Annotated in this window: 16 protein-coding genes, 1 tRNA gene and 1 other RNA gene; 11 read left to right on the plus strand and 7 right to left on the minus strand. The window is 66.3% G+C overall.

The annotated features are described in order from the left end of the window. The first annotated feature begins 94 nt into the window (after window positions 1–94). Complete coding sequence (locus tag TGR7_RS05295) at window positions 95–1,033, plus strand: patatin-like phospholipase family protein (protein WP_012637629.1); 939 nt, start codon at window positions 95–97, stop codon at window positions 1,031–1,033. Here the strand turns inward: TGR7_RS05295 and TGR7_RS05300 are convergent. Then, the gene (locus TGR7_RS05300; protein WP_012637630.1) at window positions 996–1,559 is read right to left on the minus strand and encodes a YaeQ family protein; all 564 of its coding nucleotides are present in this window, start codon (window positions 1,557–1,559) and stop codon (window positions 996–998) included. The genes TGR7_RS05295 and TGR7_RS05300 overlap by 38 nt on opposite strands. Before the next feature lie 206 nt (window positions 1,560–1,765). After that, a complete protein-coding gene (locus TGR7_RS05305; RefSeq protein ID WP_012637631.1) occupies window positions 1,766–3,088 on the minus strand; it encodes a nucleoside recognition domain-containing protein in 1,323 nt (440 codons plus the stop codon). Between the two features lie 41 nt (window positions 3,089–3,129). Between TGR7_RS05305 and TGR7_RS05310 the strand changes: the two genes are divergently transcribed. Together TGR7_RS05310 and TGR7_RS05315 are read left to right on the plus strand one after the other, a co-directional pair. Continuing rightward, entirely contained in the window at window positions 3,130–3,489 is a 360-nt protein-coding gene (locus TGR7_RS05310) for a YajD family HNH nuclease (protein ID WP_012637632.1), read from the plus strand. Between the two features lie 97 nt (window positions 3,490–3,586). Continuing rightward, window positions 3,587–3,970 carry a YchJ family protein gene (locus TGR7_RS05315; RefSeq protein WP_012637633.1) on the plus strand — a complete coding sequence of 128 codons (384 nt, stop codon included), beginning with the start codon at window positions 3,587–3,589 and terminating at the stop codon, window positions 3,968–3,970. A gap of 202 nt (window positions 3,971–4,172) precedes the next feature. On the opposite strand, the gene TGR7_RS05320 is transcribed toward TGR7_RS05315, so the two are convergent. Beyond that, window positions 4,173–5,096 (minus strand): chemotaxis protein, encoded by a 924-nt coding sequence (locus TGR7_RS05320; RefSeq protein ID WP_012637634.1) that lies wholly within the window; start codon window positions 5,094–5,096, stop codon window positions 4,173–4,175. Window positions 5,097–5,206: 110 nt separating this feature from the next. Then, window positions 5,207–6,067, minus strand: coding sequence for a pirin family protein (locus tag TGR7_RS05325; protein ID WP_012637635.1), 861 nt, complete (start codon window positions 6,065–6,067; stop codon window positions 5,207–5,209). Window positions 6,068–6,297: 230 nt separating this feature from the next. Here TGR7_RS05325 and TGR7_RS05330 point away from each other — a divergent pair, with 230 nt between their 5' ends. The 4 genes from TGR7_RS05330 to TGR7_RS05345 all read left to right on the plus strand — a co-directional run bounded on the left by TGR7_RS05330 (window position 6,298) and on the right by TGR7_RS05345 (window position 8,634). After that, complete coding sequence (locus TGR7_RS05330) at window positions 6,298–7,230, plus strand: aldo/keto reductase (RefSeq protein WP_012637636.1); 933 nt, start codon at window positions 6,298–6,300, stop codon at window positions 7,228–7,230. 351 nt (window positions 7,231–7,581) lie between these two features. After that, window positions 7,582–7,818 (plus strand): type II toxin-antitoxin system Phd/YefM family antitoxin, encoded by a 237-nt coding sequence (locus TGR7_RS05335; protein WP_012637637.1) that lies wholly within the window; start codon window positions 7,582–7,584, stop codon window positions 7,816–7,818. 1 nt (window position 7,819) lies between these two features. Continuing rightward, on the plus strand, window positions 7,820–8,224 hold the full coding sequence (locus TGR7_RS05340; RefSeq protein ID WP_012637638.1) for a PIN domain-containing protein: 405 nt from the start codon (window positions 7,820–7,822) through the stop codon (window positions 8,222–8,224). Continuing rightward, window positions 8,221–8,634: an HIT domain-containing protein gene (locus TGR7_RS05345; protein WP_012637639.1), complete on the plus strand. Its 414-nt coding sequence runs from the start codon at window positions 8,221–8,223 to the stop codon at window positions 8,632–8,634. Before TGR7_RS05340 ends, TGR7_RS05345 begins: the two co-directional genes overlap by 4 nt. A gap of 143 nt (window positions 8,635–8,777) precedes the next feature. Here the strand turns inward: TGR7_RS05345 and arsS are convergent, their stop codons facing one another. The 3 genes from arsS to TGR7_RS05360 form a co-directional block, all read right to left on the minus strand. Continuing rightward, a complete protein-coding gene (gene arsS / locus TGR7_RS05350; RefSeq protein WP_012637640.1) occupies window positions 8,778–9,743 on the minus strand; it encodes an arsenosugar biosynthesis radical SAM (seleno)protein ArsS in 966 nt (321 codons plus the stop codon). A gap of 8 nt (window positions 9,744–9,751) precedes the next feature. Beyond that, window positions 9,752–11,200 carry a dihydrolipoyl dehydrogenase family protein gene (locus TGR7_RS05355; RefSeq protein ID WP_012637641.1) on the minus strand — a complete coding sequence of 483 codons (1,449 nt, stop codon included), beginning with the start codon at window positions 11,198–11,200 and terminating at the stop codon, window positions 9,752–9,754. Between the two features lie 86 nt (window positions 11,201–11,286). Next, entirely contained in the window at window positions 11,287–12,150 is an 864-nt protein-coding gene (locus tag TGR7_RS05360; protein WP_012637642.1) for a diiron oxygenase, read from the minus strand. Window positions 12,151–12,313: 163 nt separating this feature from the next. Here TGR7_RS05360 and TGR7_RS05365 point away from each other — a divergent pair, with 163 nt between their 5' ends. The 4 genes from TGR7_RS05365 (at window position 12,314) to dnaX (ending at window position 14,843) form a co-directional block, all read left to right on the plus strand. Next, window positions 12,314–12,649, plus strand: coding sequence for a DUF1820 family protein (locus TGR7_RS05365; protein WP_012637643.1), 336 nt, complete (start codon window positions 12,314–12,316; stop codon window positions 12,647–12,649). 121 nt (window positions 12,650–12,770) lie between these two features. Then, a tRNA-Ser gene (locus tag TGR7_RS05370) sits at window positions 12,771–12,861 on the plus strand. Between the two features lie 64 nt (window positions 12,862–12,925). After that, window positions 12,926–13,022: signal recognition particle sRNA small type (ffs, locus tag TGR7_RS17015), an RNA gene on the plus strand. Window positions 13,023–13,181: 159 nt separating this feature from the next. Continuing rightward, the gene (gene dnaX / locus TGR7_RS05375) at window positions 13,182–14,843 is read left to right on the plus strand and encodes a DNA polymerase III subunit gamma/tau (protein ID WP_012637644.1); all 1,662 of its coding nucleotides are present in this window, start codon (window positions 13,182–13,184) and stop codon (window positions 14,841–14,843) included. Window positions 14,844–14,906 lie beyond the last annotated feature (63 nt).

Raw genomic sequence — 14,906 nt, forward strand, 5'->3', positions numbered from 1 at the left:
TGAAAACCCTGATCCGGACGGCAACGCTGATGCGGGGTTCGCGCTACTATTCAACGAGGTTATCCGTGAACCCGTTTCACCGAGGTGTCCTTCCATGCAGACCGGGGCCTTACATCCGGAGCCTGTTGACCGGGGCCGTCGCGCGGCCCTCAAACTCATGCTGGCGGTCGCGCTGGCGCCACGGGTCGTGCGGGCGGAAGGCCATCCGCGGATCGGCCTGGCCCTGGGCAGCGGCGGGGCCCGCGGACTGGCCCATGTGCTGGTGTTCGAGGTGCTCGACGAACTGGGCCTGCGTCCCCATCGCATCGCCGGGAGCAGCATCGGCGCGATCATGGGTGCGCTCTATGCCTCCGGCATGTCGGCGGCGGATATCCATGCACGCATCGACCGGCTCACGGTGTCACCTGAAGAGACCTGGTTCCATTCCCTGCTGGAAGAGGATCTGTCCCGCTGGCTGGGATTCTTCAGGCCGACCCTGGGCAGCGGCGGCTTGATCGGCGCCGATGCCTTCCTGGCGTACCTGAGTGAGACCACGGGGCGCACCGCCTTCGAGGAACTGCGCATCCCCCTGCAGGTGGTGGCTACCGACATGTGGACCCGCGAGTCGGTGGTGCTGGAGGCGGGTGAACTCTGGCCGGCGGTGCAGGCCAGCATGGCCGTGCCCGGGCTGTTCCCGCCGGTGAGTCTGGGCGAGCGATACCTGGTGGATGGTGGCCTGACCAATCCGCTGCCCTATGACCTGCTGCTTGCGGATTGCGACCTCACCATCGCCGTGGACGTGCTCGGCACCCGCACCGTGGACAGTTCCCGGGATCCTTCCTATTTCGATACCAGCTTCAACACCTTCCAGGTGATGCAGATGGCGATCCTGGAAGAAAAGCTCAAGCGTCTGCAGCCGGATTTCCTGGTGCGTCCCGATATCAAGGACGTGCGGGTGCTGGAGTTCTATCGCTTCGCCGAGATCTTCGAGCAGGCGCGCCCCGCCCTGGAGACATTCAGGCGTGATCTCGCCCTGCGCCTGGAGAGATCATGAGAGTGACCGGCTCCACCTGCAGGGTGGTCTCGCCGCTGGTGAACCAGACCACGCCATCCTGAAGGCTGCACTGGATCTGCATGCTGCGTTCGGCCAGGGCCGCCAGTGCCTGGGTGGTCTCCTGGGGCAGCCACAGCACGGTGAGGTTGCTGAGCTTTTCGAGCTTGTCCAGGTTCAGGTTCCACCAGGTCTGCGCCGTGCGCCCGTAACTCAGCACCACCACCTGCGAGGCCCGTCCGCAGGCCTTGCGCAGATCCCGTTCATCCGGCGTGCCCACGTCGATCCAGCGCTGAATCAGTCCGGTCAGATCCTGCTCGTAGAGGTCCGCCTCGTCGTCCGTGGACAGGCCCTTGCCGAATTGCAGCCCTTCACTGGCAAACAGCGCGAAGGCCAGCACCCGCACCATCATGCGCTCGTCGGTCTCGGAAGGGTGGCGCGCCAGGGTCAGCGCGTGTTGCCCGTAGTAGTGCCGGTCCATGTCCGAGACCTGCAGTTCCGCCTTGAAGATCGTGGCCTTGAGTGCCATGGGTTTCTTTCCGTGTTGATTGTTTGTGTTGTCGTGACCTGAAAAGCCTGACCACGGAGTCACATCGGGCGGGCCGTGTGCCCGCCGCATCGGCATTGAGCGAGGGCCAGCGGCGCCCACGGGGCGCCCTATGCCTGCCAAGCAAGTTAATGATTTGCTTTGCGTCCTTCGCGCCTTTGCGTCTTTGCGTTGAATCTTGTTTCGAGTTACATCACCGCCTGCCCGAACAGGAAGCTCACCGCGAACACCGCCGCGATCACGGCCACCAGGTCGGCGGTCAGCGCCGCGGGCAGGGCATGGCGCAGGCGACGGATGCCCACGGCGCCGAAGTACACGGCGAGCACGTAGAAGGTGGTCTCGGTGGAGCCCTGCAGGGTGGTCACCAGCAGGCCCACGTAGCTGTCCGGGCCGATGGCCGGGTCATTGATGATGGAGGCCATCACCCCGTAGGCGCCGGAACCGGACAGCGGCCGCAGCAGGGCCATGGGCAGGGCCTCCGCCGGCAGTCCCAGGGGGCCGGTGATGGGCCCGAGCAGGGCCACGAAGGCGCCCAGTGCGCCGCTCGCCCGCAGCATCCCCACCGCCACCAGGATGGCCACCAGGTAGGGGATGATGCGCACCGCCACCTGGAAGCCGTCCTTGGCGCCTTCCACGAACACCTCGTAGATGCGCACGCCGCGCAGCAGGCCGAAGGCGAGAAAGCCCATGACCAGGCTCGGGATGATCCAGGGTGCTATCGCCTGGCCGTAGAGCACCGAGAGCGGGATCAGGGCCACGAAGCCCAGCAGCGCGAGTCCCGAGACCCAGGCCGGATAGGCGCGTCCGTCGTCCTCGGCAAGCGGTGTGTCGTCGGTACTCTCCGGCAGGGCCTGATCCGGTGTCGAGGGTGTTTCCTGTTCCGCCGCAGGCGCAGCGGGCAGAGGCGGCAGGGGCGCGAAACGCCGGTACAGGAACGCAGCGCTGATGCCCGCGACGGTCGCGCACAGGGTGGCGAACAGGGTGGTGGGCAGGATGGCCGCCGGATCCGAGGAGCCGGCGGCGGCGCGGATGGCGATCACCCCGGTGGGCAGCAGGGTGACGCTGGAGGTATTGATGGCCAGGAACAGCACCATGGAATCGCTGGCCACGCCCGGGCGTGTGTTGAGCTGATTGAGCGCCTGCATGGCGCGGATGCCGAAGGGCGTGGCCGCGTTGCCCAGGCCCATCATGTTGGCGGAGAGATTCAGGATCATGGCTCCCATGGCCGGGTGATTGGGCGGCACGTCCGGGAACAGGCGCACCATCAGCGGCCGGATAAGCCGTGCCAGGATCGCCAGCAGGCCGCCGGCCTCCGCCACCTTGATCAGCCCCAGGAACAGGGTCATGACGCCGATCAGGGCGATGGCCAGTTCAACGGCGCCGCCCGCGGCGTTGATCACGCCACTGGTGAGTTGCGCCATGGGCGCCTCGCCCGCACCGTCCCAGCGCAGCTGGTGCCAGGCGGCGCTGGCAAAGGCGATGGCCACCAGGGCGAAGAAGATGATGTTCATGGCGTGGGATTATACTTGGGCATGAGACAAGGAGATCGGTGATGGCAGACTCAAAGCTGGATCGTGTGGTGGCCCAGGCGCGGCGTGAGGCGCTGGAGCGGGGGCAGGGGTATCGGGAACAGGCACTCAAGATGTACCCGTGGGTGTGCGGGCGCTGCGGGCGCGAGTTCACCCGGGCCAATGTGCATGAACTGACCGTGCATCACCGCAACCACGATCACGACTTCAATCCGCCCGATGGCAGCAACTGGGAACTCTTGTGTCTCTACTGCCACGACAACGAGCACCAGCGTCTGCTGGAGGCGGCGGCCAATCCCACGAGTGTGAAGGGCGGCAAGGCATCGGGCGCCACCCATTCGCCCTTCGCCGGACTGAAGGATCTGTTGAAGAAGGACGAGTAGGAGGCCCGACCTCGGACCGAACCCGGTCGCTTGTGCGGTCTGCGGCGTTCGCGGCGGGGTCGCCGCTCCTACGGGCAAGCCGACAATGAGACGATCTATGAATCACGAACCCTGTCCCTGCGGCAGCGGCAAGGCGTACGAGGCCTGCTGCGGTGCTTATCACGCCGGCGAGGCCTTGCCCGAGACGGCGGAGCAACTGATGCGCTCGCGCTACAGCGCCTTCGTGCGCGGTGACGCGGACTACCTGCTGGCCACCTGGCACAGCAGCACCCGGCCGGCGAGTCTGGATCTGGATGCGCGGGTGAAATGGCTCGGGCTCAAGGTGCACGCGGCGACGGCAGGTGGTCCCGGCGATGAATCAGGGACCGTGTCCTTCGTTGCCCGCCACAAGATCGGTGGGCGCGCCTACCGGCTGGAGGAGACCAGCCGCTTCGTGCGCGAGGCGGGGCGCTGGGTGTATGTGGATGGGGATGTATCCTGACCGATAGGGCGGGCCGTGCCCGCCGCCCGGAGATCCGTTCGGGTGCAGAACGGCGGCCATGGGCCGCCCTGCGGGTGAGTGGATCCTGCAGCGATTCTCATCCAGTCGCCCCGTAGGTCGGGCTTCAGCCCGACAGCGAGGCCATGTGCGAGCTCCGACGTCGGGCTGAAGCCCGACCTGCCCTGGCTGGCGGCGCCGTGTATCAGGCCGATGTATCGGCGCCGATGCGCTCCTGCACCGCGCGGGCCAGGTCATCCGGGTGGTATTTCTGGATGAATTTGTTGGCGCCGGTGCGCTTGACCATGTCCACGTTGAATACGCCGCTGATGGAGGAGTGCAGCAGTATGTAGAGGTCCTTCAGTTGCGGCTGCTGGCGGATCCAGGTGGTGAGCTGGTAGCCGTCCACCACGGGCATCTCGATGTCCGAGACCACCATGGTGAAATGCTCACTCACGTCCACGCCGTCGGCCAGCATCTTCTCCAGCAGCCGGATGGCGTGCTGACCGTCGGGCACCTGGGTGCACTGGATGCCCAGCTGCTCCAGTGCACGGCTGATCTGGTTGCGGGCCACGCTGGAATCATCCACCACCAGCACGTGGCGGTTGCCGGCATCGATCTGGGCGCTCAGGTCGGCGGACACATGGGTGCTGGCACGCACCACCTGGTCCAGTACCTTCTCCACGTCCAGGATCTCCACGATCTTGTCGTCCACCATGGTCACGGCGGTGACGTAGGCATTGCGTCCCGTGGCCTTGGGCGGGGACTGCACCTTGTCCCACTGGGTGTTGATGATGCGGTCCATGCGCCGGATCAGGAAGCCATGCACCGAGCGGTTGTACTCGGTGATGATGATGTAGCCGTTTTCCGGGTCCTTCATGGCGGGGCCGCCGATGGCCCGGGACAGGTCCATGATGGGCATGGTGACACCGCGCAGGGTGGCCACACCGCTGACCATGGGGTGCGAGCCCGCCAGCCGGGTCAGCTTCTTGAAGGGGATGACTTCCTGGACCTTGAACACGTTGATGCCGTAGAGCTGGTGACCTTCCAGCTGGAACAGCAGCAGCTCCAGGCGCGTGCCGGCGGCCTTGTTGGATTCGAGGCTCGAGCCCCAGCTGTTCGTACTCATGGCGGCATCCTGGCTGTGTTGACGAGTGTGCATGTTAGCTGAAGCACGCAGGGGCATGACCGACGTCCGTCGGACATGCCTCTACGCCGGTCCGTTTGAGATACGCCGGATCAGGCGTGGCCGCTCATACGGGCCTTGCTGCGCACCAGTCGTCCGGACTGGTAGTCCTGGAAGGCCTGCTCGATCTCCTCGCGATGGTTCATCACGAAGGGTCCGTACTGCACGATCGGTTCGCCGATGGGCTGCCCGGCCACCAGCACCAGCCGCGCGCCATGATCGCCGGCCTTGAGGGCAACGCCATCGCCGTGCTCGAGCACCGCCAGCTGGTGCTGTTCCAGCGCCGTGCCCTGGATGTCCACCGAGCCCTCGTAGACATACACGAAGGCGTTGTGCCCGACGGGCAGGGCATGCTCGAAACCGGCACCGGGTTCCAGGTTCACGTCCAGGTAATGCACCTGGGTGATCGGGTCCTCGATGGGCGCGCGGGCATCACCGTGTTCACCCATGAGCACCTTCACCCGGGTGCCCGCGCTGTGTACCTCGGGGAAGGCGCCGGGGCCGTATTCCTGATAGGCGGGGTCGGTCATCTTCTCCCGGGCGGGCAGGTTGATCCACAGCTGGAAGCCGCGCATCAGGCCCTCGGTCTGGCGGGGCATCTCCGAATGGATCACGCCGCTGGCGGCCTTCATCCATTGGGCGCCTCCGCTCTTGAGATCGCCCTGGTTGCCCATGCTGTCCTTGTGCTCCATGTGGCCGTCCAGCATGTAGGTGAAAGTGATGAAGCCCCGGTGCGGGTGGTCCGGGAAACCGGCCACATAGTCGTCCGGGTCATTGCTGGAGAAGTGGTCCAGCATCAGGAACGGATCCAGGTTCTTGAGTGCCGGCGAGCCGATGCTGCGGCGGAGCATCACGCCGGCGCCGTCGGAGGCGGGCATGCCGGGGATGCGGGTCTTGACGGTGCGTGCCTTCATGATGAAGTCCTCCAGTCGGTCCTTGAGAATAGACCAGGTCAGTGTGTAGTCATTGTCGTTGTTTATTTATTCGGAATAAATGCCTTGAATCGCAATCATGGGTTCTGTATTTCGGAACGAATAGCGCATTGCCGAGCGGGTGACTTTTCCCGTCCGCGCGTTGTCCATCAACATGGGGGCAGGCGCTGTCCTGAATCCCCCGTGAACCTGAGAGACCGCCGGAGCTCGCCATGATTCCCCGTCCCAAGCACCTGTCCCGCCGCCGTTTCCTGACCTGGCTCGGGGGTGCCAGCCTGCTGCCGTTGCTCCCGGGTGTACCGGCCGGGGCGAATCCCGCCGAGATCCTCACCCGCCCCATCCCGTCCTCGGGTGAAGCGCTCCCGGTGATCGGCATGGGCACCTGGCTGACCTTCGACGTGGGCGAGAACCGCGCCCGCCGGGACGATCGGACCCAGGTGCTGCGCACCTTCTTCGAACACGGCGGCCAGCTGGTGGACTCCTCGCCCATGTACGGTTCCGCCGAGGCGGTGCTGGGTCATGCCCTGGAGCAGATTCCGTCGCCGCCGCTGTTCTCCGCCACCAAGGTCTGGACCTGGGGCCAGCGGGCCGGAGAGAGCGAGATGGAGCGTTCCCGGCAGCTGTGGGGCGTGGGGCGCTTTGATCTCATGCAGGTGCATAACCTGCTGGACTGGGAGGCCCACTTGGAGACCCTGCTGCGCTACAAGCAGGAGGGTCGTATCCGTTACCTGGGCATGACCACCTCCCACGGCCGGCGCCACGACACTCTGGAGAGAATCATGCTGGGGCACGATCTCGACTTCGTGCAGTTCACCTACAACATGCTCGACCGGGAGGCGGAGGACCGTCTGCTGCCGCTCGCCCGGGAGCGGGGCATCGCGGTGATCATCAACCGGCCCTTCCAGCGCGGCGGTCTGTTCCGGCGCGTGGAGGGTCGCCCGCTGCCGGGCTGGGGTGCGGAGATCGGCTGCGAGACCTGGGCCCAGGCCTTCCTCAAGTTCATCGTCTCCCACCCGGCGGTCACCTGCGCCATCCCCGCCACCACCCGGGTGGAGCACATGATGCAGAACATGGGCGCGGCCTACGGGGCGCTGCCCGACGAGGCCCTGCGCCGGCGCATGCTGGTGGACTTCAATGTGGCTTAACCCGCATATCTCACCGGGATCGCGGGAGCAGGCGAAGGATTCGCGTTCGTAGGCGCCGCTCTGGAGCGAAACCCATAGCCGTAGCTATGGGTTGAGTGAAGAGCAAGCCTACGGACGCGAAGACGAGCCTGAACCGCGATAGGACACCGGCGGGAACAGAGTGTGATGCTGAGCTCGGCGACCATTTCAGTGTATTCCACTTACGTTTCAGCCCGTTACGCGCCCGCCGGTGTCCGACCGGTGAGATATGCGGGTTAACGCTTGCGCCTGATGCAGGTGCCAGGGGTCTGCTTGCATTTCTGCGGGATTGGTTGAAAATATGACCATGTGGTCATTTTGAGGGCTTGTTCCATGCGCACCGTGCAGATCGTTGAGGCCAAGGCCCGTTTCTCCGCCTTGCTGGCGGCAGTCGAGGCCGGCGAAGAGATCGCCATCACCCGCCATGGCAAGGTGGTGGCGCGCCTGGTGCCGGATCGCCCGCGCATGGCCTCGGAACTGTTTCGCCCCATGTGGGATCACGCCGATGAGATGGACCTGGAGGCGCCGGCCGACCTGATCCCGGAGCCTGTGTCCGAATCCCTGGACTGACATGCCCTATCTGCTGGATACCAACATCCTCATTGCGGCGATGAAGGGGCACCCGCAGGTGCGCGAGCACCTGGAGGTTACGCCGTTGCAGGAGATCGTGTTGTCTCCGGTGGTGCTTGGCGAACTCGAACTGGGTGTGGCCAAGAGCCGGTATCGGGACAAGAACGCGGCCCGTCTTGCCGAATTGGTCCGAGGCATTGCGCTGCAACCCATCGATGCCGAGGTGGCGCGCCACTACGCCCGCATACGGGCCGCACTGGAGCAGGCGGGTACGCCCATTGGCGCCAATGACTACTGGATCACGGCTCAGGCCCTGGCCCAGGAACTGATCCTGGTGAGTGACAATGTCCGGGAGTTTTCCCGCGTGGGTGGACTGAAACTGCAAAACTGGATGGCGGCGCCATGAACCCATTCGAACTCGATGCCCGCCTCGCGGCAGACACCCTCGCCCTCGGTGAATCCGAGTTGTGCCTCTATCGCCTCATGGACGATGCCCGCTGGCCCTGGGTGATCCTGGTGCCCAGGCGTGCCGGCGTGACCGAGATCCACGACCTGAACGATACCGACCACGACACCCTGTGGGCGGAGTCCCGCGCCGTGGCCCGCGCCCTCGCCGAGGCGTTCGATGCCCGCTCCATGAACGTGGCCAAGCTCGGCAACGTGGTGTCCCAGCTGCACCTGCATCACGTGGTGCGCCAGGAGGGCGACCCGGCCTGGCCCGGCCCGGTGTGGGGTTTCGGGCAGCGGGTGGCCTATGAAGGGCGGGCGCGCGAGGAGATGGTGACCCGGTTGAGGGATTGTTTGGGGTTGGGTTGAGGTTGGTGCTTTGTGCTTTGTTGATCCAAGTTGTAGGCCGGACAAAGCGTAGCGGTGTCCGGCATAAGTTGCCCGATACCGCTTGCGCTCTATCGGGCCTACAGATCTTTGTTTATCCAAGTACCAAGTACCAAGTACCGCTTTTAACTCAACGCCCCGCCGCAACTCGACCCCTGCCCGGCGGTGCACCCGAAACAGTGATCCGCCACGGCGATCTCCCGGCCTTCCAGATCCACCTCCATCAGCGCCCGCAGATGGTTACGGGCCGTGCCGCCCCCCAGGGGCATGCGCAGCATCTGGTTGAAGTCGCAGTCGTGGACATAGCCCTGCCAGTCCACGCTGATCAGCGAGCGGCACATCACCGCCGCCAGGTTCTCGTCCCGGTGGGCGCCTTTCAGCAGGTCCAGGTATGCCTCCAGCCGCCCCTCCTTGCGCAGCTGCTTGCCGAAGCGGTGGATGGGCATGTTGGCGATGGTGAACAGCTGGTTGAACACCACGCCGTACTGTTCGCCCAGGTGGCGCTTGTAATCCGCCTCCAGCGGCCCCTGGGGCGGCGGCAGGCTGGGGCCCTGGGGGTTGAAGACCAGGTCCAGTACCAGGCCGCTGCCCGGTTGTCCGTAGCCCCGGGCGTTGAGCTGTTGCAGGCCCCGGATGCTGGCCTGGAAGACCCCGTCGCCCCGCTGGGCGTCCACGTTCTGCTCCAGGTAACAGGGCAGGGAGGCCACCACCTCCACCCGGTGCTCGGCGAGAAACGCCGCCAGGTCATCCTGGCCGGGCTGCTCCAGGATGGTGAGATTGCAGCGGTCCATGACCTTCACCCCCAGGCGCCGGGCCTCGCGCACGAGGTCACGGAAATGGGGATTCATCTCCGGCGCGCCACCGGTGAGGTCCAGGGTCTTCGCCCCCGAGGCGCGCAGGTAATCGAGCACGAGGTCCACCGTGTCCCGGTCCATCACCTCCCGGCGGTTGGGGCCGGCATTCACGTGACAATGAAAGCAGGTCTGGTTGCACACGTAGCCCAGGTTCACCTGCAGGGTCTCGAGCCGGCCACGGCGGATGGCCGGGAAGCGGGTGTCGTGCAAGGGGATCAGGGGCTGGGTTGCGGACATGGGTGTTCCTACGGTATGAGACGTTGAATCCAGCGTACCAGACGTCGGGTGGCGGGGCCGAAAAGCCTCGGGCTGTAGGCGGTATTGACCGCGCGGCGATGGATTTGTGCCAGGGTGGGGTAGGCGTGGATGGTGGCGGCGATGCGGCTCACGGGGATCTTCGCCTGCATGGCGAGCGCCAGTTCGTGGATCAGCTCGCCGGCCCGGGGGCCCAGCAGGGCGGCGCCCACCAGCCGCCCCTTGCGCACCAGCAGTTTCGCCTCGCCCGCGGTCTCGCCCTCGGCCAGGGCCCGGTCCACCTGGCTGAAGGGGAAGCGCAGCACCTCCACCTCAAGCCCCTGCTCACGGGCCTCCCGTTCATTGAGCCCGACGCGCGCCAGTTCCGGGTCGCAGTAGATCACCCGGGGCAGCACCCGGTAGTCGGCCTTTCGGGGCAGGCGGAATACCGCATTGGTAATCACGATGCCCGCCTCATATTCGGCCGCGTGGGTGAAAGGGTAGGGCGTGTCGCAGCAGTCGCCGCAGGCATAGATGTGTTTGGCGCTGCTGCGCAGGCGCCGGTCCACGCGGATGCCGCGTGCGCCGAAGTCCACCCCCGCCGCCTCCAGGCCCAGGTCCTCCACGTTGGGCCGGCGCCCCGTGGCCACCAGGATCGCGTCGACTTCCAGTGTCCGGGAACAAGCGTCCTGTACGTAGTCGAGGCGTTTCACGGCATCCAGGCAGCTTACGCCGGTCACCTGCGCGCCGAGCCGGATCTCCAGACCTTCCCGATCCAGGATGGCCTTCAGCGCCTCGCCGGTGTCCGGATCCTCGCCGGGCAGCAGGCGAGCTGCAGCTTCCAGGATCGTGACCCGGCTGCCCAGCCGGGCCAGGGCCTGGCCCAGCTCCAGCCCGATGGGCCCGCCGCCGAGCACCGCCAGGCGGCGGGGCAGGCTGCGCTGGGTCCAGAGGCTGTCGCTGGTGAGACAGCCGGCCTCATCGAGGCCGGGGATGGCAGGGATGGCAGGCCGTGAGCCGGTGGCAATGACAAACCGCCGCCCGGTGATGCGCCGGCCCTCCACCATGAGATCCCGGGGGGCGGTGAAACGGGCCTGGCCGAAGATCACCTCCACCCCGTAGCCCCGGAAGCGTTCCGGGTCGTCATGGGCCTGGATGGAGTCGATGACGCTGCGTACCCGGTCCATGACGGCGCCCAGGTCCACGCGGGGATCGGCCGCCGGCAGCCCGAACTCGCCGGCCCGACGCATCAGGGAGGCCACTTTGGCGCTGTGGATCAGGGTCTTGCTGGGCACGCAGCCGGTGTGCAGGCAATCGCCGCCCAGTTTCGGGCCTCGCTCGATCAGGGTGGTGCGCACCCCCAGCTGGCCCGCCACGCTGGCCGTGACCAGCCCGCCCACGCCGCCGCCGATGATCACCAGTTCCGGGTTGTCTTGCTGTCGGGGACTCATGGGTATCATTACGGGGCCAGGCGCGCATCGGATGCAAGGCACGGCAACAAAAAGGGGGCTTCATCGCCCCCTCTCTGCGTAGTGATCGGCCTCTGTCAGCGCCAGTTGAGCTTGAGCCCGTGGTCCTCCAGGACCCGCAGGGCCGATTCCACGCAGCGGTCCACGAAGGCGGTGCGCTGGGTGTTCTGGCGTGCCAGGCGCGCCCAGCGGCGGCCGTCGGACAGCCCGGCCAGCTCATAGATGCGAGGGCGGGGATAGTAGAAGGCGTGCACGAACTGGCTGAACACCGCGTTCATCACCGGCCGGAACAGGGCGCGCTGCAGGGGCGAGAGCTGATCCACCATGCCCCCCAGGGTCTCCCGGGCGTGGGCGATGTGGCGCGCCTCGTCGATCACGTGCACGGTGATCATGTCGTAGATGGTGGGGCAGATGTCGTCCCGGTGCTTGCGGATCAGCCGGTTCATGCGATCCGGCACCTCCTCGCCGATCAGCACCGCGATCCAGAAGGCCGGGGACTCGTAGGGTGCGTGGCGGCCCAGCAGGTTGGCCAGGTTGAAGCGCCGGAAGCGGGTGCGCGGCATGGGCAGGCGGGAGCGGCGCATCAGCTCCAGGAACATCAGGCTGTGGCCGGCCTCCTCGCGCAGCTCGTGCAGGCGGTAGGTGGCCCGGGACAGGTCGCCGCCCAGGTGCCCCATGGAGCGGCTGATGCGCTCCATGAACAGGCTCTCCAGCCACAGCGCCCCCTCGATGAAATTGATGAACTCGTACTGGGACAGGGCCTGGCGGCGTTCCAGGGGCAGGGCGTCGAACTCCGGGATGCCGTGCAGGGACACGGCCTCCTCGGGCAGCCAGAAGCTTTCCAGACTGAGCGCTTCCCAGTCCACCCGGGCCAGCGGGTCCAGGTAGGGGGTGCTGTTGCGGCTCAGGTGCTCCAGGAGTTCGGAAGAGGGCTGGGTCATGGCCTTGATCGGGTCTTGATCCGTGGCTGCAAAACCCCAGATTCGTCACTGCTGCCGGGGTCTGCCGGAAATTAGCATTTGCTTAATAAGCGGTGAATGATAGCCGCTTGTCACGAGCGGGTAAAATATCCTTCACCGACACCTATGCGGAGCCCCATGGGCCATGAGTCGCAGAAAGAGCATCTACAAGGTCAGTTTCATCAACCAGGGCAAGGTCTACGAGGTCTTCGCCCAGAAGGTCTACCAGGCCGACCTTTACGGTTTCGTGGTCATCGAGCAGCTGATCTTCGGCGAGCGCAGCACCGTGGTGGTGGACCCGGGCGAGGAGCGGCTCAAGAGCGAGTTCGAGTCCGTGCGCCGCAGCTTCGTACCCATGCACGCCATCATCCGCATCGACGAGGTGGAAAAGGAGGGTGTGGCCAAGATCCACGAACTGGGCGCCAACGTCACCGCCTTCCCGCCCACCCTGCCGCCCCCGGGCGGGCGCCGGGACGGCTGAAAAGGCCCCGCGGGGTATTTGCAGAAGTCCCGCATCTGGGGTAACCTTCCGCCCCTTGCCCGGCCCCGGATGGAGCCCGGCAGCCCGCCCAGCATGAGTCCTCGGGGCGGAAACATCCAGCGGAGAGGTGGCCGAGTGGTTGAAGGCGCACGCCTGGAAAGTGTGTATACGGTAACCCCGTATCGAGGGTTCGAATCCCTCCCTCTCCGCCATATTCCCCATGCCTTTTGCACGCCCGGATCGGCTTGATTTTCCCGCACGTTCAATGGTGACCCGCATCGGTCCCCTCGCGACAACAAGCTGTGAACCCCGCCAGGCCCGGAAGGGAGCAACGGTAACAGTGGACTTGGGCGCCGGGGTGTGGCTGGTGCGGGTTGCCACCTTTTAAGGCAGTGGCAAGTCTCAAGTGGCTAGTGGCAAGGAAGGTCAACGGACGGTTTCCCTTGCCACTTGCCACTGTTCCATTGAGCCAAGGGAATGTGCCTGCGGTATCATGGTCCCACCATGCTCACCCAGATCACGTAGCTTCCCAATGTCCTATCAGGTTCTTGCCCGCAAATGGCGTCCGCGCAGTTTCGAGGAGATGGTGGGCCAGCCCCACGTGGTGCGCGCCCTCTCCAATGCCCTGCGCGACCAGCGCCTGCACCACGCCTACCTGTTCACGGGGACCCGCGGCGTGGGCAAGACCACCGTGGCCCGGGTGCTGGCCAAGTGCCTGAACTGCGAGACGGGGGTGACCGCCACCCCCTGCGGCCAGTGCAGCGCCTGTCGTGAGATCGACGAGGGGCGCTTCATCGACCTGATCGAGGTGGATGCCGCCTCCCGCACCAAGGTGGAGGACACCCGCGAACTGCTCGACAACGTGCAGTACGCCCCCACCCGGGGCCGCTACAAGGTGTACCTCATCGACGAGGTGCACATGCTCTCCACCCACAGTTTCAACGCGCTGCTCAAGACCCTGGAAGAGCCGCCGCCCCACGTGAAGTTCCTGCTGGCCACCACGGACCCGCAGAAACTGCCGGTCACCATCCTGTCCCGCTGCCTGCAGTTCAGCCTCAAGGCCATGCCCGCGGACATGGTCGGCGCGCACCTGAAGAAGGTGCTGGAGCAGGAGGGGGTGGATTTCGATCCGCCTGCCATCATGCGCCTGGCCCGGGCCGCCTCGGGCAGCATGCGCGATGCCCTCAGCCTGCTGGACCAGGCCATTGCTTATGGCAGCGGCGCCCTTCGCGACGACGACGTGCGCGAGATGCTCGGTGCCATCTCCCAGGACCACCTGGAGCGCATGCTGCAGGCCCTGGCGGCCGGTGACGGACCCGCCCTGATGGGGGCCGTGGATGACCTGGCCCAGCGGGCCCCGGACTACAACGCGATACTTGGGGAACTGGTGTCCCTGCTGCACCAGGTGGCCCTGGCCCAGCAGGTGCCCGAGGCCCTGGACGAGGGCGCGGTGGACGTGGCGGCGGTGCAGGCTATGGCCCGGAGCCTGGCCCCCGAGGACGTGCAGCTCTATTACCAGATCGCCCTGCTGGCCCGGCGCGACCTGCCCCTGGCCCCCGATCCCCGGGCGGGCTTCGAGATGGCCCTGCTGCGCATGCTGGCCTTCCGGCCGGCGGGTGCCGGGGAGGCCGCGACAGCCTCGTCAGTGCGCAGCCGGCCAGCGCCGGAACCCCGCAGCGAGACCCAGACACGGGCACCGGTCGGGCACGCGCGCAGCGCGACGACACCGGAGCCGGCACCTGCGGTGCGCGAACCCCGCATGCCCGAACCCGCAGTCTCTCGTCCGGCACCGGCCCCGACCTCGACGGCGGCCCCCGGTGGGCTCGACTGGGTGGCCACGGTGGCGGCCATGGGACTGGCTGGCCCGGTCTTGAACCTGGCCAACCACTGCGCCGTGGGCCGCCACCAAGATGGAGAACTGGTGCTGAGCCTGGCCTCCCGGCACGAGACCCTGAAATCCGCAAACAGCGAACGGCGCCTGATCGAGGCGGTCAGACAGTATCTGGGTGAAGACCTCAAGGTACGTATCGAGATCGGCGAGCCCACGGCGGAGACCCCGGCACAATCCCAGGTGCGCGCCTCGGAGGAACGTCAGCGGGCGGCGGAGGCGGCGGTGGCTGGCGATGAACTGACCGCCCGTCTGGGCGAGGTCTTCGGTGCCCAGGTGGTGCCGGGCTCCGTGAAACCCGTGTGAGCCCCGAATTCGGGGCGGCAAGCGAGAGGGCCTTGCCGCCAACTAACGAACAACCCCAGCAAG

The organism is Thioalkalivibrio sulfidiphilus HL-EbGr7, from assembly GCF_000021985.1.
Classification (GTDB): domain Bacteria; phylum Pseudomonadota; class Gammaproteobacteria; order Ectothiorhodospirales; family Ectothiorhodospiraceae; genus Thioalkalivibrio_A; species Thioalkalivibrio_A sulfidiphilus.